The 21,569-nt window shown below is 69.3% G+C and carries 17 protein-coding genes and 3 pseudogenes; 14 read left to right on the top strand and 6 right to left on the bottom strand.

The features are described 5' to 3' along the window. The first annotated feature begins 49 nt into the window (after positions 1-49). The 3 genes and pseudogenes from ACWDU1_RS04355 to ACWDU1_RS04345 form a co-directional block, all read left to right on the top strand. Positions 50-1,144, top strand: coding sequence for a hypothetical protein (locus ACWDU1_RS04355; RefSeq protein WP_449995845.1), 1,095 nt, complete (start codon positions 50-52; stop codon positions 1,142-1,144). Beyond that, positions 1,131-2,720: a hypothetical protein gene (locus tag ACWDU1_RS04350; protein ID WP_449995844.1), complete on the top strand. Its 1,590-nt coding sequence runs from the start codon at positions 1,131-1,133 to the stop codon at positions 2,718-2,720. Before ACWDU1_RS04355 ends, ACWDU1_RS04350 begins: the two co-directional genes overlap by 14 nt. Before the next feature lie 240 nt (positions 2,721-2,960). Beyond that, positions 2,961-4,587, top strand: a pseudogene (locus tag ACWDU1_RS04345) (phosphoenolpyruvate carboxykinase (GTP)); the annotation flags it as partial. On the opposite strand, the pseudogene htpG reads toward ACWDU1_RS04345, so the two are convergent. Both htpG and ACWDU1_RS04335 read right to left on the bottom strand, forming a co-directional pair. Beyond that, positions 4,584-5,555 (bottom strand): annotated as a pseudogene (htpG, locus tag ACWDU1_RS04340) (molecular chaperone HtpG); the annotation flags it as partial. The pseudogenes ACWDU1_RS04345 and htpG sit on opposite strands and share 4 nt — an antisense overlap. Positions 5,556-5,570: 15 nt before the next feature. Then, complete coding sequence (locus ACWDU1_RS04335; RefSeq protein WP_449995861.1) at positions 5,571-7,241, bottom strand: TM0106 family RecB-like putative nuclease; 1,671 nt, start codon at positions 7,239-7,241, stop codon at positions 5,571-5,573. A gap of 280 nt (positions 7,242-7,521) precedes the next feature. On the opposite strand from ACWDU1_RS04335, the gene ACWDU1_RS04330 reads away from it, so the two are divergent. The 8 genes from ACWDU1_RS04330 to rraA all read left to right on the top strand — a co-directional run bounded on the left by ACWDU1_RS04330 (position 7,522) and on the right by rraA (position 12,437). Then, entirely contained in the window at positions 7,522-8,166 is a 645-nt protein-coding gene (locus ACWDU1_RS04330; protein ID WP_449995843.1) for a DUF6474 family protein, read from the top strand. A gap of 190 nt (positions 8,167-8,356) precedes the next feature. Next, on the top strand, positions 8,357-8,974 hold the full coding sequence (locus tag ACWDU1_RS04325; protein WP_449995842.1) for a hypothetical protein: 618 nt from the start codon (positions 8,357-8,359) through the stop codon (positions 8,972-8,974). Next, complete coding sequence (locus ACWDU1_RS04320) at positions 8,932-9,597, top strand: YcnI family copper-binding membrane protein (protein ID WP_449995841.1); 666 nt, start codon at positions 8,932-8,934, stop codon at positions 9,595-9,597. The genes ACWDU1_RS04325 and ACWDU1_RS04320 overlap by 43 nt, the downstream gene beginning before the upstream one ends. Next, the gene (locus ACWDU1_RS04315; RefSeq protein WP_449995840.1) at positions 9,594-10,136 is read left to right on the top strand and encodes a copper resistance CopC family protein; all 543 of its coding nucleotides are present in this window, start codon (positions 9,594-9,596) and stop codon (positions 10,134-10,136) included. The genes ACWDU1_RS04320 and ACWDU1_RS04315 overlap by 4 nt, the downstream gene beginning before the upstream one ends. Beyond that, positions 10,133-11,062: a CopD family protein gene (locus tag ACWDU1_RS04310; RefSeq protein ID WP_449995839.1), complete on the top strand. Its 930-nt coding sequence runs from the start codon at positions 10,133-10,135 to the stop codon at positions 11,060-11,062. The genes ACWDU1_RS04315 and ACWDU1_RS04310 overlap by 4 nt, the downstream gene beginning before the upstream one ends. 9 nt (positions 11,063-11,071) lie before the next feature. Beyond that, a complete protein-coding gene (locus ACWDU1_RS04305; protein WP_449995838.1) occupies positions 11,072-11,455 on the top strand; it encodes a DUF5313 family protein in 384 nt (127 codons plus the stop codon). A 61-nt stretch (positions 11,456-11,516) separates the two neighbouring features. Further along, entirely contained in the window at positions 11,517-11,879 is a 363-nt protein-coding gene (locus tag ACWDU1_RS04300; protein WP_449995837.1) for a DUF5313 family protein, read from the top strand. 69 nt (positions 11,880-11,948) lie between these two features. Beyond that, complete coding sequence (gene rraA / locus ACWDU1_RS04295) at positions 11,949-12,437, top strand: ribonuclease E activity regulator RraA (protein WP_449995836.1); 489 nt, start codon at positions 11,949-11,951, stop codon at positions 12,435-12,437. A 24-nt stretch (positions 12,438-12,461) separates the two neighbouring features. Here the strand turns inward: rraA and ACWDU1_RS04290 are convergent, their stop codons facing one another. Further along, positions 12,462-12,683, bottom strand: a complete 222-nt coding sequence (locus ACWDU1_RS04290; protein ID WP_449995835.1) for an RNA-binding S4 domain-containing protein — start codon at positions 12,681-12,683, stop codon at positions 12,462-12,464. Positions 12,684-12,939: 256 nt separating this feature from the next. Here ACWDU1_RS04290 and lysX point away from each other — a divergent pair, with 256 nt between their 5' ends. From lysX to ACWDU1_RS04275, 3 genes are all read left to right on the top strand, one after another. Further along, positions 12,940-16,275, top strand: coding sequence for a bifunctional lysylphosphatidylglycerol synthetase/lysine--tRNA ligase LysX (gene lysX / locus ACWDU1_RS04285; RefSeq protein ID WP_449995834.1), 3,336 nt, complete (start codon positions 12,940-12,942; stop codon positions 16,273-16,275). A gap of 105 nt (positions 16,276-16,380) precedes the next feature. Then, complete coding sequence (locus ACWDU1_RS04280) at positions 16,381-16,818, top strand: hypothetical protein (RefSeq protein ID WP_449995833.1); 438 nt, start codon at positions 16,381-16,383, stop codon at positions 16,816-16,818. Positions 16,819-16,939: 121 nt separating this feature from the next. Beyond that, entirely contained in the window at positions 16,940-17,551 is a 612-nt protein-coding gene (locus ACWDU1_RS04275; protein WP_449995832.1) for a histidine phosphatase family protein, read from the top strand. Here the strand turns inward: ACWDU1_RS04275 and ACWDU1_RS04270 are convergent, their stop codons facing one another. The 3 genes and pseudogenes from ACWDU1_RS04270 to ACWDU1_RS04260 form a co-directional block, all read right to left on the bottom strand. Further along, on the bottom strand, positions 17,552-18,451 hold the full coding sequence (locus ACWDU1_RS04270) for a cutinase family protein (protein ID WP_449995831.1): 900 nt from the start codon (positions 18,449-18,451) through the stop codon (positions 17,552-17,554). Between the two features lie 314 nt (positions 18,452-18,765). Next, complete coding sequence (locus ACWDU1_RS04265) at positions 18,766-20,235, bottom strand: glutamate synthase subunit beta (RefSeq protein WP_449995830.1); 1,470 nt, start codon at positions 20,233-20,235, stop codon at positions 18,766-18,768. Further along, positions 20,228-21,490: pseudogene (locus tag ACWDU1_RS04260) on the bottom strand (GltB/FmdC/FwdC-like GXGXG domain-containing protein); the annotation flags it as partial. The gene ACWDU1_RS04265 and the pseudogene ACWDU1_RS04260, both read right to left, overlap by 8 nt. Positions 21,491-21,569: the final 79 nt, after the last annotated feature.

Here is a 21,569-nt window from a genome sequence, read left to right as displayed (position 1 = left end):
CGGACCGAGGGATACGCGGCGGTGCGGTGATCGAGGGAGCGGACGGGATATGCGTGAGGTGGGGGCGGCGGATCCGCTGGACCGGATGATCTCGGCATTGCGAATGGGCGACGGCGCCGACACCGGAATCGCGAACGGGATCGAGGCGGCGGTGGGCCGATGGCGGACGCTGCCGCGGGCGCAGGTCGCCGGGCGCGCCCGGGCGGGCCGGACCACCGTGGCCCGTGCGCTGGGGCTGCAGCCCGGAGTGGAGACCGCACCCGTCGACGAGCCGGGTTTCCCCGACCCGGTGCTCGACGCCGATATCGTCGTCTACGTGCTCGCCAGCACCCCCTCACCGGGTGACCGCCGGGTCCTGGCGACGCTGACGCCGCAGCGGTCGCTGGTGGTGGTCAACAAGGCCGACGCGATCGGCACCGGCTGGGCCGACGCGGTCGAGGCCGCCGACCGGTACTCCCGGCAGTTCGGGCTGCCGGCCTTCCCGATGGTGGGGTCGCTGGCCGCGCGGACCGTTTCGGGAGCGCTGCGCGAAGGCGATCTGGAATTGCTACGCCGCCATGCCCACACCGGGGCCGCGCTCGCCGTCTCCGCCGATTCCTTTCTCTCCCCGGCCGCCGGAACCGATACCGCCGAACGCGCCGACCTGCTGGAGCGATGGGATCTGCACGGCCTGGGGTGCGCGCTGGCCGCCCTGGACCGGGAACCCGACCTCTCCCCGCAGACCGTGCTGCAAATCCTGCACACCGTCAGCGGCGTCGAACCGGTGGCCAAACTGCTCGGCGTGCGCTACCAGCAGGCGATATCCCGGCGGGCCGGGGTTCTCGTCGACGAGTTGACCCGGTTGTCGGCACGGGCGGTGCCGCACGACCGGAGCCGGGCCCGGGCACTGATCACCGAATACCTCGACACCGACGAGGCCCGCTGGCTCGCGCTGTGCGGCGGCCTTGCCGATCCCGAGGTCGCGCATCTGGCCGCCGGCTACCCCCGGCCCGAGCCCGAGAACGCCGACGACGCGCTGGCCCGGGCGGTGCGTTGGCGGGCGGTCGCATCCGGTGAGATGTCACCGGCGGCGCGCCGGGCCGCGATCAGGGTTCACAACGGCTACGTCCGGATGTGGGAGCGGATGAGCAGTGTCGGACTCTGACAGACCCGCCGGCGGTGCGGCGCCCCGCGGGCGGTCCGATACCGCGCCGGTGTCCGGCCCGGAGGCGGGGCCGGGCACCGGGCCCGCCGCGGCGCGGGTTGTCGATTCGCTGCCCGGCGAGGTCCTCGCGGTGGTCGAGCGGTGGAATCCGCAGGGCGCGGCGCTGCTGGCGGTATCGACCGCGGCCGGGGTCGCCGCGCCGGTTCCGCTGATCGGGCCGGACGATGCCAACACCGTGCTGCTGCGGACCGAACTGACCCGGATCGAGCCGCGGGTGGAGCTGAGCGCCCCCGAAGCCGAACCCGCCGTCTCGCCGGGCGGAGTCGTACTACTGGTCCTGGACGCGGGCGTCGTGATCGGCGCCGGGGAACTGGATATCGTCCGCCGGCTGCACGACCGCGGCGCGCGGGTGCTGCTGGTGCTCAACGGCACGCACGCGCATCGCGATTGGGAACTGGCCCGCGACCGTACCGCCGAACTCGTCGCGGCGGCCGGTACGCCGTGCGAGATCGTGCCGGTATCGGCGCGGCTCGCCCTGGCCGCCCGGACCTCCGCCGATTCGGCCCTGTTCGATCAATCCGGGCTCGGGCGCCTGCACGCGCGACTGGTCGCGCTCACCACCGACAGCGCCACGGCGGACGCGCGCCGCCGGACCGCGGCCGCCCAGGTGATCGCCGATACCCGGGAGCGGATCGTGCAAGAGGAGCAGACACTGCGCTCCGGGCGCGAGACCGACATGCTGCGAGCCGAACGGGCCCGGTTGCTCGCCGAACGGGACGGCGGCCGGGCGGCCGCGGTCTCCAATCTGCGGGCCCAGCTCAATCTCGCGCGCGTGGACCTGCTGACCCAGGTGGGTGCGCGGGTACGGACGCTGCACGCCGAGGCGCGCGCCGAACTCGACCGGCTGGACCGTAAGGGCCGCCCGGAGTTCCCCGACCGGCTGCGCTCGGCGGTGAACCAGCTGACCGCGGCGGTGGACCTCGATATCGACGCCCGGCTCACCGAACTGCGCGCCCGGGCCGCGGCCGCCCCCGCGCCGGGCTCGGCCGGGCCGGTGGGGGCGCCACCGCAGCGCCACGATCCGGCCCCCACACTCGGCCCGGATCCGCAACCCCGGGGCCGGGGTGTCGAAGATCACCTGATGATCGTCCTGGGTGCCTCGGCCGGTGTCGGTCTGGGCCGCCTCCTGGTATCGCCGCTGGCCCTGGTCCCGGCTCTGGATGTGGCCACCATCCCGGTGACGCTGCTGCTCGGCGCGGGCGCCGCGGCGTGGGTGGTGCGGGCCCGCGGCCAGCTCGCCGACCGCGATCACCTGCGGCAATGGGTGGCCGACGCGGTCGCGAACGTGAAGGCCCAACTGGAGCAGCGGGCGGTTACCGCGCTGGTCGAGACCGAATCGGAGCTTTCGGACGAGATGGTTCGCAGCGCCGCGGCGCATATGCTGGATGTCGATCGACGGGTGGCCGAACTGGAGACCGCACTGCGGCGCGCCACCTCCGGACAGCCCGGCCGGCTCGCCGCTTGTGCCCGTGACCGGGAGATACTCGAGCGTTGGGCCGGTGATTCCGGAAAATAGTTTGTCCACCCCTATTGATCGGCAACCCGATTCCATAGGGGCCGCAATACCGCGTTAACCTCTAGACAGGAACCTGGGCGTCCGCTTCGCCCTTGGTGTACCTCCGGTACCCGGGAGTACACCCGACGGGCCGTAGCGGGCGCCTCACCCGCCAATGGTGGCGCTAGGTGTTTTCGCGCTGGTCACGGGCCCAAGGGCCAGGGCGGAGGCATCGGTGCCGCCCATTTCAGGAGAGTTTTCATGACCTCAGCGACCATTCCCGGTCTTCGTGGATCCGACGGCACCGCGCCGACCGAACACAGCGAACTGCTCGCCTGGGTTCAGGAGGTCGCCGAACTGACTCAGCCGGATCGAGTCGTATGGGCGGACGGTTCCGATGCCGAATGGGATCGGCTCACCACGCAGCTCGTCGAGGCGGGCACGTTCAAGAAGCTGGACGAGAAGAAGAAGCCGAACTCGTTCCTCGCGTTATCCGACCCCTCCGACGTGGCCCGGGTCGAATCGCGCACCTACATCTGTTCCAAGTCCGAGGCCGACGCCGGGCCGACCAACAACTGGGTCGATCCCGCCGAGATGCGGGCCACCATGACCGAGCTCTACCGGGGCTCGATGAAGGGCCGCACCATGTACGTGGTGCCGTTCTGCATGGGCCCGCTGGGCGCCGACGATCCGAAACTCGGCGTCGAGATCACCGACTCGGAGTACGTGGTGGTCTCCATGCGGGTGATGACCCGGATGGGGCAGGCCGCGCTGGATACGCTCGGCACCGATCGCTCGTTCGTGAAGGCACTGCACTCGGTCGGCGCGCCGCTGGCCGAGGGCCAGGCCGATGTGCCGTGGCCCTGCAACGATACGAAATACATCACGCATTTCCCCGAGGACCGCGAGATCTGGAGCTACGGCTCCGGCTACGGCGGCAACGCGCTGCTGGGCAAGAAGTGCTACTCGCTGCGGATCGCCTCGGCCATGGCCCACGACGAGGGCTGGCTGGCCGAGCACATGCTGATCCTCAAGCTCATCTCCCCGGAGAACAAGGCCCACTACGTCGCCGCCGCGTTCCCCAGCGCCTGCGGTAAGACCAACCTCGCGATGATCCAGCCGACGGTTCCCGGCTGGCGCGCCGAGACCCTGGGCGACGATATCGCCTGGATGCGGTTCGGTGAGGACGGCCGGCTGTACGCGGTGAACCCGGAGTTCGGTTTCTTCGGCGTCGCGCCCGGCACCAACCGCTCGTCGAACCCGAACGCGATGGAGACCCTGGAGGCGGGCAACACCGTCTACACCAATGTCGCGCTCACCGACGACAACGATGTCTGGTGGGAGGGCCTCGAGGGCGAGCCCGATCACCTCATCGACTGGAAGGGCAACGACTGGTACCTGCGGGAGACCGAGACCCTGGCCGCGCACCCCAACTCGCGTTACTGCACCCCCATGTCGCAGTGCCCGACGCTGGCCGCGGAATGGGACGACCCGAAGGGTGTGCCGATCTCGGCGATCCTCTTCGGCGGCCGCCGCAAGACCACGGTTCCCCTGGTCACCGAATCCTTCGACTGGCAGCACGGCGTCTTCATGGGTGCCACCCTGTCCTCGGAGCAGACCGCGGCCGCCGAGGGCAAGGTCGGCACCGTGCGTCGCGATCCGATGGCCATGCTGCCGTTCATGGGTTACCACGTCGGTGACTACATGGGCCACTGGATCAACCTCGGCAAGAACGCCGACGCCACCAAGCTGCCCAAGATCTTCTACGTGAACTGGTTCCGGCGCGGCGAGGACGGCCGCTTCCTGTGGCCGGGCTTCGGTGAGAACTCCCGCGTGCTGGAGTGGATCATCGGCCGGATCGAGGGCTCCGCGCAGGCCGAGCCGACTGTCCATGATGAACACGCGTTTCACATAGAGCTGCACACCGCGCTTGTGCTCCCGGGTGAACAGGTCGAACGGCGCCTGCGAGGGCAGGAACAGCAACGCCTGGTATTCGAACGTGCCCTCGGCCTTGAGTGGAATCGTCTCCAAGGGCTCGTCCCAGGCGTGGCTGACGTGCTTGTAGAACTCGTGGTACTCCTCCTCGGAGACCTCACCGCGCGGACGGGTCCACAGGGCCTTCATCGAGTTGAGCGTCTGCTCCTCGACGACGGTCTTCTCCTCCTGGTCCTCGCCTTCGCCCTCGGTCACCGTGCGCTCGACCTGCATCCGGATCGGCCACGCGATGAAATCCGAGTATTTCTTGACGATCTCGCGGAGCTTGTGCTCCTGGGTGTAGTCGAAGAGGTGGTCCTCGGCGTCGGCCGGCTTGAGATGCAGTGCCACCGACGACCCCTGCGGGCCCTCGTCGAGGGTTTCGATGGTGTAGGTGCCGGACCCGGCCTCGGACTCCCAGCGCGTGATGGTGTTCTCGCCCGCCTTACGCGTGGTGAGCACGACCTTGTCCGCCACCATGAAGGTCGAGTAGAAGCCGATACCGAACTGGCCGATCAGTTCTTCGGCTGCGGCATCGGATTTCGCCTCGTTCAGCTTGCGGCGGAGTTCGGCCGTACCGGACTTGGCCAGGGTCCCGATCAGATCGACCACCTCGGCGCGCGACATTCCGATGCCGTTGTCCCGGACGGTCAGGATCCGCTGATCCTTGTCGACCTCCAGTTCGATATGGAGGTCGTCGGTATCGACGTGCAGATCCTTGTCCCGATAGGACTCCAGCCGCAGTTTGTCCAGCGCGTCGGAAGCGTTCGAGATCAGCTCCCGCAGAAACGTGTCCTTGTTGGAGTAGACCGAGTGGATCATCAGCTCGAGCAGCTGATGAGTTTCGGCCTGGAACTCGAGTTGTTCGACGTGCTCAGTCACGGTGGACAATGGTAATCAAGCCTGCGCGCGGCTCGTCCGCAGGTCGGGCGAGGTTCCCGCGGCGGCGGCGAAATCGCTCAGCGCCGGCACCTCACGTTCGGCGCAGTGCTCCCGCACGATGGTGGGATTCATCCATTCCCGCAGCACGGCGGTCGCGCGCACATCGTCCTCGTTGTATTCGAGCAACCGGGTGCGCTGGGTGAGATCGGGGGTGTCGTCGTAGCCGACCGCGCGCCGGTACCAGCTCATCGACGCTTCTCCGCTCGCCTCCGGATCGCGCCACGCGAATCCGGCCACGGGGGCGATCTTCTTGAGTCCTTTACCGCTCGGGCAGATGAACTGATCGGTGACGGCCTGGAACATATCCACCCACTGGATGGAGTCGACGAATCCGGTGACCTCGGCCTCGGTCGGGACCCCGGGCCGCCCGGCGAACCGGCGCGCGGATTCGTAGAGCCATTTGTCTTCGGCCGAACGCGAATAGCAGTAGGCCGCGAAGGTTTTGCCCGCCGCCTCCGCCCCGGCCCGGATACTCATGAGCCACACCCAGAACTCCGCGAAGGACCGCCCCTCGTCCTCGGTCGGCAACGGATCCCAGGTGACGAACGGCCGGTAGACCCCGTCGAGCAGGGTCCCCCACAGGTAGGCGCCGTCCTCCTGGTAGCTCTCCAGGTCGACATCCACCTCCACATCGGCGCGCCGCACCCAGACCTTGTCGAAACGGCGCACCAGGGGCGCACCGACCAGCCAGGCGCGGGCGGTGACCACGGTTTCCTCGAACGGGCCGTGCTGCCAGTCCTCGGGCTCGGGGCCGGTCCAGGCGGCGAGTTCGTCGATGGTCCGGACGCCGTGGCCGCGCAGGACCTCCGCCCGGGAACCGGGCGCCACCACACTCACATCGCGGTGTTCGTTGAGCCAGGCCTGGCAGCCGCCGTCGGAGCCACGGGTCCACCAGATGCATTGACGGCATTCGGGAACCTTCGAGGGCACGGTCCGCGCCTGCCCGCGGACCACCGCGATCCGGTCGGCATAACGTGCGTCGTAGTCGGGCAGGACCGGGCGCAGATCGTGCACCAGGATCCGGTCGAAATGGAACCCGATGACCCCGCCCACCTGGGTGGACGGCGCCAGTCCCCGCCGCTCGAGCATCCGGTACACGTGGGCCAGGCGCTGCTGATCGCGGGGCTGCTGGCGAAGTTTGCGGGCGCGGTCCGGTTCGGGATGCCACCGCAGCAGATCCGAGGTCAGCGGATGGAATTCGGCGGGGGCGGGACGACGCGGATCGGTGACCTTGTGGTTGACCACGATCACCGGGATATAGCCGCCGCGTTCGTCGCGCAGGAAGATCTCGGCGCCGCCGCGGCGGCCGGTATCGGATTCCTGGGGCAGCAACCCACCCCAGATACGCGCGGCTCCCGCTTCGAAGGCGCGCAGCGTGGCCTCGGCCCGCTCCCGGGCGGACAGCGCGGGATCGATGACGACCCAGCTCGCGGGGTCGGCGGCGACCAGCGTGTCACGGACCCGTTCCCGGTGCGCCTGGGCGGCGGCCCGGCGCTGCTGTACCCCGGCGTCCTCGCGAACCTCGGCCAGCATCTCCGGGTACGCGGCGTCCATGCCGAGACGGTGGCGACAACCGATCAGACCCCTCGCGTCGAGAAACGCGGGTCTGTCACCCGCGGCGGTGATCTGCCCCGTGAGCACGGGGAATCCGCGCCGCTCGCTCTCGGCGGCGGCGTCGTCTTCTCGGTCGAGAGAGCCCGGTTGCACGCAAGCAGTATGGTCCCTGCCCCCGACACTCCCGCCAATCGAGCACCCGGGCGCTCCCGGCGCGGGTGCCGGCCGGGCGGAGTCTGTCGCGGGTTGGGGCCGGAAACCGATAGGGTGTCGGCGAACCGTGTGACACGGGTGAACGGTGCGGTGCACGTGTCGTATCGCCGTAGCGAACCAGCATGACGGAGGGCCTTCGATGGGGTTGTTCACCAAGCGCAAACGGCGGCCGAGTCGACGGGCCGAGGCCAAGGCTCTCAAGCACAAGGCGGCCATGGAGGCCAAACTCGGCGCGAAGAACGAACGCAGAAAACAGCGGTCGGACGCCCGGTCCCAGCGCAAGGTCGCCAAGGCCCAGATCGCCGCGCTGCAGGCCGAAGAGAAGGCCGCGCTCAAGACCGCCGCCCGCGCCGAGCGCGACCCGTTCAGCCCCGGCCAGGTCAAGAAGTACATCGGGGTGGCCCGGGTGCTGGTTCCGGTGCTCGCTCCGCTCGCCTACCGCGGCGCGACCTATCTGCGCGGGCAGCTCGACGCCCGCCGGGCCCGTCGTCTCGGAGTGGGTGTGGACAAGCTCGGCGACTACCCCGGGCACGGCGGCCGGTTGCAGGCGCGGATCGCCAACACCGAGGCGGCGCTGGACAAGATCGCGAACGGTAACGCGGGCAAGGACAAGGACATCCAGCAGTTCCTCGGGACCACCCGGGGCCGGCTGGAGGCGCTGTCCGCGGCGGTGCGTACGGCCGATCAGCTGCCGGCCGCCCGGCGGCGTTCGGTGCACACCTCGATCGGCACCGAACTGTCCCGGATCGAGGCGGACGTGCTCGCCCGTCTCGGCGTCGCCTGACCCGGACCTCGTCGGATCCGGCACCGACCGGCTCGGCGTTTCACGACCGGATGTAGACCCCGCCCCGAACTCGGTATGGCCCTGAGGTGGCCCGGGTGCGGGGTGTGCGGGCGGGTCGGCCACGATGGACGGTGCCCAGTCCACTCCGGCTCACCGGGCACGGTGAGCCGGATCTCTCCGAAAGACCGCGATGCCCACGTCCACCGCTGCCGCGCCACTGCGGGGCTCTGTGGTGGGCGCGGCGACCGGAGCTCTCGCCCTGGCCGCCCACGGCGCCGCGGGTGGCGGGTACCCGGCCTCGGAAGGGATGGCGTTACTGCTGCTCACGGCCGTCGTGAGTGGATTCGCGGCCGGTGCGGCCGCCGGGAACATACGGTGGCATTCGCGTTCCGCGTCGGGCATCGGTGTTCTGCTCCCCCTGACGATGGGCCAGGGAATCGGTCACTGGGCGCTCACGGGTCTCACCGGGCACCACACCGCGACGGCGGAACCGCGATCGGTGATGGTGGCCGCGCATCTGATCGCGACGCTGCTCTGCGCGGCCGCCATCATCGCGGCCGAACAGCTGTACCGGATCGCCTCGGCGGTTGTCCGGGTGCTGCTCGAGCCACCGCGCCCGCTTGCCTGGGCGCCTCGCCTCCTCGCGGTGACGACTCCCGCGACTCCGGGTCACCGCGCTCCGAGGGGAGCGTCCGGACCACGCGCGCCGCCCGCGCGCACCGGTACCGACGCACCCATTTCCCTCGGAGAGAAAGTTTTCGACCCATGCCCCACCACGGGTATTCCCCTGCCCTGCGCCGCGGTCTGACCGCGGCCCTCGCCGCCGGCTTCGTCCTGGCGGGCGCGGGCACCGCCGCCGCCCATGTCACCGTCTCGGCCCCGGACGCCGCACCGGGCCGGTCCGCTGTCGCGACCTTCAGCGTGCCGACCGAATCGGATACCGCGAGCACCACCTCGGTGAAGATCACCGTCCCCGAGTTCACCTCGGCGCGTACCGAACCGCTGCCCGGCTGGACCGCGAAGGTCGACCGCGACGACCAGGAGAAGGTCACGGCCGTCACCTGGACCGCCGCACCGGGCTCGCCCGGTATCCGCCCCGGCGAGTTCCAGCGGTTCGTGGTCTCGCTCGGCCCGTTCCCGGAAACCGAGACCCTCAGCTTCCCGGCCGAGCAGACCTACAGCGACGGCAAGGTCGTGCGCTGGAACGAGGCCGGCGACCACGATTCGGTCGATCATCCGGCCCCGGTGGTGACGCTGACGGCCGACGGTGGCCACGATTCGGGTCACGACCACGGGGACCAGGCCGGCGATACGGCCGATACCGCGAGCGAATCCGATACCACCGCCCGCTGGCTCGGCGGGATCGGACTGGCCCTGGGCGCGCTGGCCCTGGGCGCCGGTGTCGGCGCGGTGCTCCGGAGCCGGCGATGACGCGGATACTGCGACTGGCCGCACTGGTGACCGGGCTGCTGTGCCTGGGCCTGGTCCTCGCTGCCGGACCGGCGGCCGCGCATTCCACGGTCGTGGGCAGCGACCCGGCCGACGGCGCGACCGTCGACACCGGTCCGGCCCGCGCGACCATCACCTTCAACGAACCGCTCCAGCCCGATTTCCCCGCGATGACCGTGGTGGGGCCGGACGGCAACCTGTGGTCCAAGGGTGATCCGGTCGTGGCGGGCCGCGATATCAGCGTCGAGGTCGGCGAACTCGGCCCGGCCGGGGTCTATCGGATGGCCTACCGGGTGACCTCGGCCGACGGGCATGTCGTGGACGGCGAGCAGAGCTTCACCCTGAGCACCCCCGGCACCGGGACCCCGGGCCCGGCGGCGAACGCGACCGGATCCGACGACGGCTCCGGGGGCGGTGTGCCGGTCTGGGTGTACATCCTCGGTGCGCTGGTCCTGTTCGGCGGTGGCCTGGCCTTCGCCCTCTTCGGCTCGAACCCGGGCAAGGGCAAGAACGAGCGGTGAGTAGCGGTACCCCGAGCGGGCCCGACCGGCGGGCCCGCCTGTTGTTCGTTGTTCCGGCGGGTCTGCTCGGGGTGCTGCTGGCCTGGGCGCTCGGCGACGACGTCCCGGCCGACGCGACGGTACGGTTCGGCGCCGATATGGCCGGCGCCGCCGTCCTCGGGCTGACCGCGCTGCCGCGGCTGGACGGCCGGTTCGAGGTGCCGTGGCGGACACTGGCCGCGCTGGCCGGCCTCTGGTGCTGTCTGGAGTTCGCGGTGCTGGTCTTCGCCGCCGGTGAGGTGGCCGGCACCGGCGCCGGCGGGCTGAGCCCGGCCGATTTCGGGACCTATCTGACGCGCATCAGCGGCGGTCAGATCGGTATCGCGATCCTGTTCGGCACCGCCGCGATCGCGGGCTACGCGGCGCTGGCCTACCGGCTGCCGCGGCAGCGCACCCCCGATCTGGTTCTGGTGTTCGCGGCGGTGACCGTGACCCTGCGCCCGATCACCGGGCATATGTCGCAACAGGCGTTCGGTTCGATGCTGGCCGGGGTGCACGCGCTGGCCGCGTCGATGTGGCTGGGCCTGCTGCTGGCGCTGGCGCTGGTGGTGCGCGGCCGCGGGGGCTGGGCCTCGGCGCTCCCGCGCTATTCCGCGATCGCGATGCCTATGGTCGCGGCGATCGCGGTCACCGGTGTCCTCAACGGATTGGTCCGGCTCGGCGGGATCGCGCCGTTCTTCACCACCGGCTACGGGCGGATCATGCTCGCCAAGACCCTGCTGCTCGCCGTTCTGCTGGCACTGGGCTGGTGGTGGCGCCGAACCTGGGTGGTGGCGGCCGGCGGGCACCGGCTGCCGGCGGACGCGTCGCTGCGGCGGGCGGTACTGGAGGTCGCGGTGATGGCGGTGACGTTCGGGCTGGCGGCATCGCTGGCGATCAGCGGATAGCCTGTGGTCATGCGTGCCGGGGCTGCCTCTCCCAATCCGTTCCAGCGGATCGGGTACATCTGTGGCCGCACCCTGCCGTCCGAGTACTCGGACTGGGTGCTGGAGGATCTCACCGGCCCCGGCGCGACCCGCCGGTATCTGTTCCGGATGCTGGTTCCGATCGTGCTGGTCTTGCTGCCGTTCCTGCTGGTCCCGGGACCGCTGTGGATAGGCCTGTCGATGATGGGCCTGCTCTTGCTGCCGCTGATCTATTTCACCGTCGCGCTGACCTACGTGTTCCGGCGGAACCGGCTGGTCAAGCATGGGATGGACCCGGAACTGGCCGATATCGACGTACGTCGGCGGGCCGAAGCCGAGCGCTTGGCCTACGAATCGCGGCACGGCCGGGCCTGACCGTCCACAAAGCGATGCACAACCCCTGGTGAGTGATTTCACACAGGCATAGCCTGGAGCTATGAAGAAGCCGACCTTCAAGCAACGGATCGCCTACGATCTGGGCCGCGAACTTCCCGCGGAGCTGCACGAGTGGGTCGTCGAGGATCTCTGCGGCCACGGGGCCATGGAGCGCTACCTGATCCGCTTCATCGGTCCCATCATCCCGTTCTTCGTGCTGATCCTGCTGTTCCCGGGCCCGATGACACTCAAGATCGGGATCATCGTGATGATGATCGTTCCACTGATCATCTTCGCGATCTCCCTCGCCTACGTGTGGCGGCGCTACCGGATGGTCCAGCACGGCCTGGACCCGGATGTGGTCGACCGGCAGAAATTCTCCCGGCAAGATCGTGACCTGTACAACCTGCGCTATCGCAGCTGACGCGGAAACAGCACGCGGGCGCGGGGGGTCGCCGACGCATGCCGCGCCGCGACCGGCACAATCGGGAACGTGACCGATTCAGAGCAGCAGGTGGCCACCGCGGATCTCGCCGACGAGATCGGACCCGATATCCGCAGTTGCGATACCCAGTTCATCCAGTTCGGTGGCCGTCCGGTGTTCGCCGGGCCGATCACCACCATCCGCTGCTTCCAGGACAATCTGCTCGTGAAGCAGACCCTGAGCGAACCGGGCGAGGGCCGGGTGCTCGTTGTCGACGGCGGCGCGAGCGTGCACACCGCGCTGGTGGGCGACATCATCGCCGGACGTGGGGTCGACAACGGCTGGGCCGGCGTCGTGGTCAACGGCGCGGTCCGCGATTCGGCCATCCTCCGCACACTCGATATCGGGCTCAAGGCGCTGGGCACCAACCCGCGCAAGAGCACCCAGACGGGCAGCGGCGAGCAGGATGTCCCGGTGGAGTTCGGTGGCGTGACCTTCAACCCCGGCGAGATGCTCTACAGCGATCACGACGGCATCGTGGTCCGCGCGCGGGCCTGATCCGATCGGTCCGGGTGATCCGGGCTATCCGCCGCTCACCCGGGCGAGGCGTCCGGCGAGGCCGACGATATCGCCCACCTGGAGTTGGCGCCCGCGGCGCAGTTCGACCTCGTCGTTGACCCGGACGAGCCCGGCCGCGATGACCGTTTTGGCCTCCGACCCCGATTCGATGAGGTTGGCGAGTTTCAGGAACTGCCCGAGCCGTATGGCGTCATCGTCGATCGGCACATCGATTGGATCCGGCATAGTCACATGCTTACTCCCCCGGTCGCCGGGCACACCGACCGGGCCGGGCGTAGCACCGGCGCGGCACGCGAACACTCCGAACAACCAGACATATCCGGCATTTCGCGAGCGAAGGCGCGCCACGCCCGGGGCATCGTTTCCCATATCGGCCAACCGTGCCCGCGCGCAGGCGAATACATGCAGTTCCGGCCCGATATGGTGCTAACACGCCGGGCCACAGCGCTGATTCGGTGACTCCGAGCGGCAGACTGGAGCCGTGATAGCCACGCAGGAACCGCCACACCTCGAAACACCGGGACGATCCAGAACACCCGGGCGGTTCGGCGCGATACCGCGCGTCACAGCGCTGATTTCGGGTGCGCTCGCCGCGGCGTGCCTGCTGTGGAGTTCTTCGCCCGCACTGTCCGGCCTGCTGGGCGTGCCCCGACGCTACCTCGACCACTATTATCTCGGCGCGCCCGCCACCAGTCTGCTGTGGGCGGCCCTGGCCGCGACGACGGCCGTCGGGCTCGCGCGGCGCAAACGCCCGGCCTGGTGGGCGCTGGTGCTGTACCTGATGAGCTGGGTACCGGTGAATCTGACCGATATGGTTCGCCACCAGGATCGTCATGCCGCGGTGGCGCTGCTCGCGCATCTGCTGGCCCTCGGTGTGCTGTTCGCGAGCCGGGCGCGATTCGCCGCGCGGATCCGGCGCTGCTCGCTTCGTCCCGCGGCGACGACGCTGATCGCGGGCTGGGTCGCGGCGGCTCTCACCGGCTGGTGCCTGGTCCAGGCCTTTCCGGGATCGCTGGTATCCGGGGCGGAGCGGGTGCGGTGGGTGATCGCCGCGCTCGCGGTGAACCCGGTGTTGCGCACCGAATCTCTCGGCGGGGCACCCCCCTTCCAGATCCAGTTCGCCATCGGTCTGCTCGGTGCCGTCGTCCTCGGCGCCACCGCCTTCGTGCTGAACCGGACCCGCCGCGAGGAGTACGCCCTCGCCGAGAGCGACGAATCCGCCCTACGTGCCCTGCTCGACGGCCCCGACGGTGGCGGATCGACCGACTATCCGGCGACCCGGCGGGACCGCTCGGCGATCTTCGGCCCCAACGGACGCGCCGCCGTCGGCTACCGCGTCGAATACGGTATCTGCCTGGCTCTCGGCGATCCCGTGGGCGCCCGCGACAGCTGGCCGCAGGCAGTCGAGGCCTGGCAGCGTCACGCCCGGCGGTTCGGGTGGACCCCGGCGGTGCTCGGCGCGAGCGACGCCGCCGCGCCGATCTACCGGCGTGCGGGGTTCGAGGTCATCCCGGCGGGCGCCGAGGCGGTGCTCGACGTCAGAACCTTCTCACTGGCCGCACCGGAACTGCAGCCGGTTCGCGGCGTGGTCACCGGCCTGCGCAAACAAGGAGTGACCGTCCGGGTCCGCCGGCAGCGCGATATACCCACCGCCGAGCTGGCACGTCTGGCCGTTTCCGCCGAACTCTGGCAGTCCGGCGAGTCCGAACGCGCTTATCCGCTCCCCCTCGGCCGGATCGGCGACCGCCGCGACGGCGACTGTCTGCTGGTCGAGGCGGTGGACGCCGGCGGCGAGGTGCTCGGGATGCTCTCGCTGGTTCCGTGGGGCCACACCGGGATGACGCTCGAACTGATCCGCCGGGCCCCCGGCGCCACCGAGGAGGTCACCGACCTCCTGATCGCCGAACTGGCATTGAATGCCGAACAACACGGTATCCAGCGGATCTCGCTCAACTTCACCCTGTACCGCTCGGTTTTCGAGGCCGCCGGGCACACGAGCGCACCCGGCCGGGCCCGCGGCCTGCGATCGATACCGGGCCGGCTGGTGGCACCGGCGCGCTGTGCGGTCACCATGCCGCTGGCGTACTCGCGCTGGTGGCAGCTCGCCCAATGGCACCGGGCGAGCGCGCGATACAGCCCGCAGTGGATGCCCCGCTATGTGGTGTGTGCCGACCGTCGCGCGCTACCGGCGATCGCGATGGCCGCCGGAGCCGCCGAAGGTCTACTGCCCCGATTCGGCCGGAAGAACACGGCGTTCACCTTCACCGGCACCCATCCGACCGCGCCCGCTACCGCCGCCACCCACCCCGCCGCCACGGTGACCGTCGCCGATCCGGCCGCCGGCACCGCCCGCGACCCGCGGCCCGAACAGGTGCGGGTGCGGACCGGCAAACTGGACCGGCTGGCCGCCGCCGATATCGACCCCTATCCGCTACCGTTCCCACCGACCCACACCGTCGCCGCCGCGCGGCGGGTCCCGCGGGGCACCACGGTCCGCGTATCCGGCCGGCTGCTGCGGCTACGCGACTGCGGTGGCGTGATGTTCGCGGTGGTACGCGATTGGACCAGCGATATCCAGCTGCTGCTCGACCGCGACCGGCTGGGCGCGCAACGCTGTGCCGAATTCGGCGAGCTGGTCGACCTCGGCGACCTGGTGTCGGTGAGCGGCCAGCTCGGCTACAGCCGGCGCGGCGAATTATCACTGCTGGTCGCGGATTGGCGCATGCTCGGCAAATGCCTGCGCCCGCTACCCGATAAATGGCACGGCCTGACCGATCCCGAACTCCGGATGCGGCGCGGTTACCTGGATCTGATCACCGACCGCGATGCCCGGGGTCTGCTGGCACGGCGCAGCGCGGTGGTGCGCGCACTGCGCGACACCCTGCACGACTGCGGTTTCCTGGAGGTCACCACACCGGTTCTGCGCAGCAGCCGCGACGGCGCGTTCACCCGTGGTCTGCGAACGCATCTCGATGCCGACAACACCGATCTGCACCTGCGGGTCTCCGCCGGTCTCGCGCTGAAACGGCTGTGCGTCGGCGGTGTGGAGAAGGTCTTCGAGCTCGGTCCCGGATTCCGCAACACCCGGGCCGACTTCCGGCACCTACCGGAATTCACCCTGCTGGAAGCCTATGAGGCGCACAGCGATCACCGGCGGGCGATGACCCTGTGCCGCCAATTGATCCAGCAGGCCGCGCTGGCGGCCAACGATTCCCTCATCGCGATGCGCCCGACCGAGGACGACGACGCACTCGAGGCCGTGGACCTCTCGGGCGAATGGCGGGTGCGCTCGATGTACCGGGCCCTCGCCGAGGAGATCGGCGCGGACATCACGCCGCGCACCGAACTGGCCGATCTCCGGGAACTGTGCGAGAAGGCCGATATCGCGTATCAGCCCGGCTGGGATCGAGGCCGGGTAGCCTACGCGCTGTACGAGAAACTGGTGGTCGAAACAACTCTCGAACCGACCTTCTACACCGACTTCCCGGCCGGCGTCTCGCCGTTCGCCCGCAGCCGGCGCGACGACGAGACGCTGGCCGAGCGCTGGGACCTCGTGGCGCACGGAATCGAACTGGCCTCCGGCCGCAGTGAACTCACCGACCCGGTCGAGCAGCGGCGCCGCCTGGCCGAACGGTCGCGGCTCGCCGCCGACGGCGGACCCGTCACGGTGGAACCGGACGAGGATTTCCTGTGCGCACTGGAATACGCCATGCCGCCGACGGGCGGCCTGAGCCTGGGCGTGGACCGGGTGATGATGATGCTGACCGGACGCCCGATCCGCGAGACGCAACTCTTCCCGCTCGTGCGCCGACGGTGACCGGCTGGGAAGCGTCGAGGTTTCGTACCGGCCGTCCGGCAAGTACGGTGATATGACTTCGGCCCCAGGAGGAGGGGTCGCCACTTCTCGGAACGGGGACTGATTGTGAGCTACGTAGACCTGCTGACCCACGCGAGCCAGGTGGATCTTTCCACCTGGGCCCATACCGACGTCCTCGCGTCGGTGGCCGATCTGGAGGCCGCCCGCAAGAAAGGCAAGAGCAAGGGTGGCGGTTTCGGGATCGTCGGCATCATCTGCTGCGTCCTCGTCGTGGTCGTGATCGTCGCGGTCATCCTGCTGGCGCGCAAGAAGAGCAGCAGCAACAACAACGCGCCGGGTCAGTTCCCGCAGCCGGGTCAGGGCGGATTCCCCCAGCAGGGCGGCTACCCACAGGGCGGATATCCCCAGCAGGGTGGCTACCCGCAGCAAGGCGGGTACCCGCAGCAGGGTGGATATCCACAGCAGGGCGGATATCCCTCGGACCCCAACAACCCCTACCCCCCGCAGGGTGGCCAGCCGCCGTACCCGCCGTCGGGGCACTGATACCCCGGACTCCAACGGCCCGGCCCGCCCTGCGGCGCGCCGGGCCGTTGCCGTTCCGGACCGCTGTGAGCTGCCCAGACCTCATGCGGAGAGCCGGGGGACGATGCGGCAGAGTGGACCCGTGCAATTGATATTCGTTCGCCATGCCCAGCCCCTGCGGGTCGACAACGCCGGGACGGCCGCCGACCCCGGCCTCTCACCGATCGGCGTGGAACAGGCCGAGCGAGTACCCGCCGCCCTGAAACAGCACCGGATCGTCCGAGTGGTCAGCAGCCCCCAGCGGCGCGCGCAGGAGACCGCGGCCCGGACCGCCGCCGATCTGGGACTCGCGATCGAGACCGTCGACGGACTGGCCGAATACGACCGCGACCTGCCCTCGTATATACCCATCGAGGATGCCAAGGTCGAATTCCGGGAGACCTACGACCGGATCAAGGCGGGCTATCTGCCGCCACCGGTCGATGAGGACGCGTTCCGCGACCGGGTGCGGGACGCGGTCACCGAGATCGCGTCCACCACCCCCGCGAGCGATACCGTCGTGGTGTTCGCCCACGGCGGCGTCATCAACATCACGCTGCAGGAGATCCTCGGCCTGGACCGGCCGCTGACCTTCCCCATCGACTACTGCTCGATCACTCGTATCCTGTTCTCGCGCACCGGCCGCCGCAGCGCGGCGACCGTGAACGAGAACGGACACGTCTGGGAACTGCTGCCCCGCAATATCTCGCGCTGATCAGGCCATATCCGAGATCCAGTTATGCATCCAGGACAGCGCGGTCTGGCCGTTGCCGACCCGGTAGCTGCCGTAGGAAACATGCGATTCGGACCGGTAGAAGGTCTCGAGATCCTTGACCCGCTGTTCGTTGGCGCCATCGGAGAGCTGGGCCTGCAGGGTCGGCAGCCCGCCCTGTGACATCAGGTCGCTGACGATCGCGCCCACTTCCATCTGGTAACGCCAGATGTTGGCGGGGCTGGGGTCCGAACTCTGCGCGAGGAAACCGGCGAAGCGGGTCACGAAATCATCCTGCGCGGTGGCGCAATACAGATCGTCGGGGATGCACACGGTGCGGGTGCGGTCGCTGAGCCAGCCGAACCCGCCGACACGCGGCCCGCCGGCGCCGGCGCCGGGAGCGGCCGGACCGACCTGGATATCCGCGGGCGCCCGCCGCGGATCGGAGATCAGGCCGACGCCCGAGATCCGTTCGGGGCGAATGGCACCGAGGCCGGTGCCGATCTCGGCGGCGAGGTCACCGGCCGCGTCGGCGCCCTGGCTGTAGCCGATGATGGCGATATTCGTGGCGCCGCACCGCTCCGCCATGGCCGAGATCATGCCACGCGCATTGGTCACGGCCTCGTTCTTGGACGCACCGTAGACATCGCCCTCCCACGGAAACGCGGTGGCGGCGTAGGTGACGTAGTCGACCTTGGCGGACCTGGGCAGACCGTCGGTCACCTCGGCCAGCATGCCCGGTGACGGACGCTTGTCGTGGCCGGTCTCCCAGGTTCCGGGGATCGCCACGACATACAGACTCGGGCAACCGGGTGCGGCGTTCGCCGCGGAACCACCGAAAACCAATCCGGACGCAACAGCCGCGCAGGCACCCAGCGCCGCGGCAACCCTCTTGAATTGCATTCTGCTCCAGTCGACCCGGGTCCCTGATGGGACGCTCCTGATTACGTCGCCGAAATGCTGAACCCGGCCGATGTCGCCGCCGTGTGTAACAGGTGAACAACAGCCACGCGTCACAAGTACACGATCGGGTCACGATCCGATGCTCAGACACACCGGGGATAACAATAGAGCCACACCTTCCTCGCCGCCAGTTTTGTGGAGGTGGGAGGGACTTTGCCTTAGAGGGGTGGGGTTTCGGCGACGCGAAAAGGCCTCGCCGGACTCCGAGGAGTCCGGCGAGGCCTTTCGAATGGTTCTTTGCCTGCGGCGGTGGGTTATCGCTGGGCGACGGCCGTGGGCGGGATGGGAGCGGGGAGGGCGGTCTCGCCTTCCAGGTAGGCATCCACGGAGGCCGCGGCGGCGCGGCCTTCGGCGATGGCCCACACGATCAGGGACTGACCGCGGCCCATATCGCCGGCGACGAAAACGCCGGGGAGGTTGGTGGCCCAGTTCTTATCGCGCTGGACGTTGCCGCGCTGGTCGTAGCCGACGCCGAGATCGGTGAGCAGGCCGGGCTTGTCGGGGCCGACGAAGCCCATGGCGAGCAGGACGAGATCGGCCTCGAGGGTGAACTCGGTGCCCTCGACCTTCTCGAACCGGCCGTTGGCCATTTTCACCTCGTGCGCGTCGAGCCCGGTCACCTTGCCGTCGGCACCGACGAAACGCTCGGTATTCACGGAGAACACCCGCTCGCCGCCCTCCTCGTGCGCCGAGGACACCCGGTACATCAGCGGGTAGGTCGGCCACGGGGTGGAACCGGCACGCTCCTCCGGCGGACGCGGCATGATCTCGAACTGGTGGACGCTGGCCGCGCCCTGCCGGTGCGAGGTGCCCAGGCAGTCGGCGCCGGTATCGCCGCCGCCGATGATGACGACCTTCTTGCCGTGCGCGTGGATGGGCGGCAGGCCCTGCTCGTCGGTGACCGGGTCACCGTGCTGGACGCGATTGGCCCAGGGCAGGAACTCCATCGCCTGATGGATACCGTCGAGCTCGCGGCCCTGAATGGGCAGGTCGCGGGCCTGGGTGGCGCCACCGGCGAGAACCACCGCGTCGAACCGCTCACGCAGTTCGTCGGCGGTGATATCGACGCCCACGTTCACCCCGGCCTTGAAGATGGTGCCTTCGGCCTCCATCTGTGCCAGGCGGCGGTCGATGAAGCGCTTCTCCATCTTGAACTCGGGAATGCCGTAGCGCATCAGGCCGCCGATGCGGTCGGCCCGCTCGAAGACGGTCACGGTGTGACCGGCCCGGGTGAGCTGCTGCGCGGCCGCCAGGCCCGCGGGCCCGGAACCGACGACGGCCACCTTCTTACCGGTGAGCCGGGTCGGGTACACCGGCGCGACCCAGCCCTCGTCGAAGGCGTTCTCGATGATCTCGACCTCGACCTGCTTGATGGTCACCGGATCCTGGTTGATCCCGAGCACGCAGGAGGCCTCGCACGGCGCCGGGCACAGCCGCCCGGTGAACTCCGGGAAGTTGTTGGTGGCGTGCAGCCGGTCGATGCCCTCGCGCCAGCGGTCCTTGTACACCAGGTCATTCCACTCGGGAATCAGGTTTCCGAGCGGGCAGCCGTTGTGACAGAAGGGAATACCGCAGTCCATACAGCGGCTGGCCTGGCGCTGCAGGGTGTCGTGCGCGAAACCCTCCTCGTAGACCTCTTTCCAGTCCATCAGCCGCAGCGGCACCGGACGGCGTTCGGGCAACTCCCGGGACGTGTGCTTCAGAAATCCTTGGGTGTCACCCACGAGCGGCCTCCATAATCGCAGCGTCGACGTCCTTACCGCTCTTCTCAGCCTCGGAGATGGCGAGCAGCACCTTCTTGTACTCGCGCGGCATGACCTTCACAAAGTGGTTCACCTGCTGCGACCAGTCGCCCAGGATGCGTTCGGCCACAGCGGAACCGGTCTGATCCCGGTGCTGGGCGATGATGTCGCGCAGCCAGGTGAAATCGTCACCTGACAGCGCCTCGATGGCATCGGCCTGTTCCGGGTTGACCCGGCCGCCGAAGGTGTTGTCGGGGTCATAGACGAACGCCAGACCGCCGGACATACCGGCACCGAAGTTCCGGCCGGTATCGCCCAGGATGACCACCCGGCCGCCGGTCATGTACTCGCAGGCGTGATCGCCCACGCCTTCGACGACCGCGACGGCGCCGGAGTTGCGGACCGCGAACCGCTCACCGACGACACCGCTGATGAACGCCTGGCCACTGGTGGCGCCGAACAGGATCACGTTGCCCGCGATGATGTTCTCGTCGGCCTTGAACTCCGTGGGAGCGTTGGGCGCCGGGCGCACCACCAGGTGACCGCCCGAGAGCCCCTTGCCGACGTAGTCGTTGGCGTCGCCCTGCACCCGCAGGGTGATACCGGCCGGGACGAACGCGCCGAAGCTGTTGCCCGCCGAACCGGTGAGGGTGATGTCGATGGTGTCGTCGGGCAGGCCCGCGCCACCATAGAGCTTGGTCACCTCGTGGCCGAGCATGGTGCCGACCGTCCGGTTCACGTTCGTGATCTTGGTATCGATCTTGACCGGCTTACCGAACTCGAGCGCATCGCGGCTCTGCGCGATCAGCTCGTTGTCCAGGGCCTTCTCCAGGCCGTGGTCCTGCTCCTTGGTGCGGCGCCGCTCCTGGAACATGAACGCCGTCTCGACATCGTCGAGGATCGGCGAGAGATCGAGCTTGCTCGCCTTCCAATGCTGCTTGGCCTTGGCGGTATCGAGCATATCGACCCGGCCGATGGCCTCGTCCAGCGTGCGGAAACCGAGCTGCGCCAGCAGTTCCCGGACCTCCTCGGCGATGTACATGAAGAAATTCACCACGTACTCGGCCTTACCGGTGAAGCGGTCGCGCAGCACCGGGTTCTGGGTGGCCACACCCACCGGGCAGGTGTCGAGGTGGCAGACCCGCATCATGATGCAGCCGGAGACCACCAGCGGCGCGGTGGCGAAACCGTACTCCTCGGCGCCGAGCAGCGCGGCGATCACCACATCGCGACCGGTTATCCGCACCTACCCGGTCCGCGTGGTGGGCGACGACGTCCTGGTCACCGCCTGACCGGCGGGACCCGACAGTACGAGA

Source organism: Nocardia sp. NPDC003345 (genome assembly GCF_053589395.1).
Note: the sequence above shows the minus strand (reverse complement) of the source record. Positions and strands in the feature narration are given on the sequence as shown.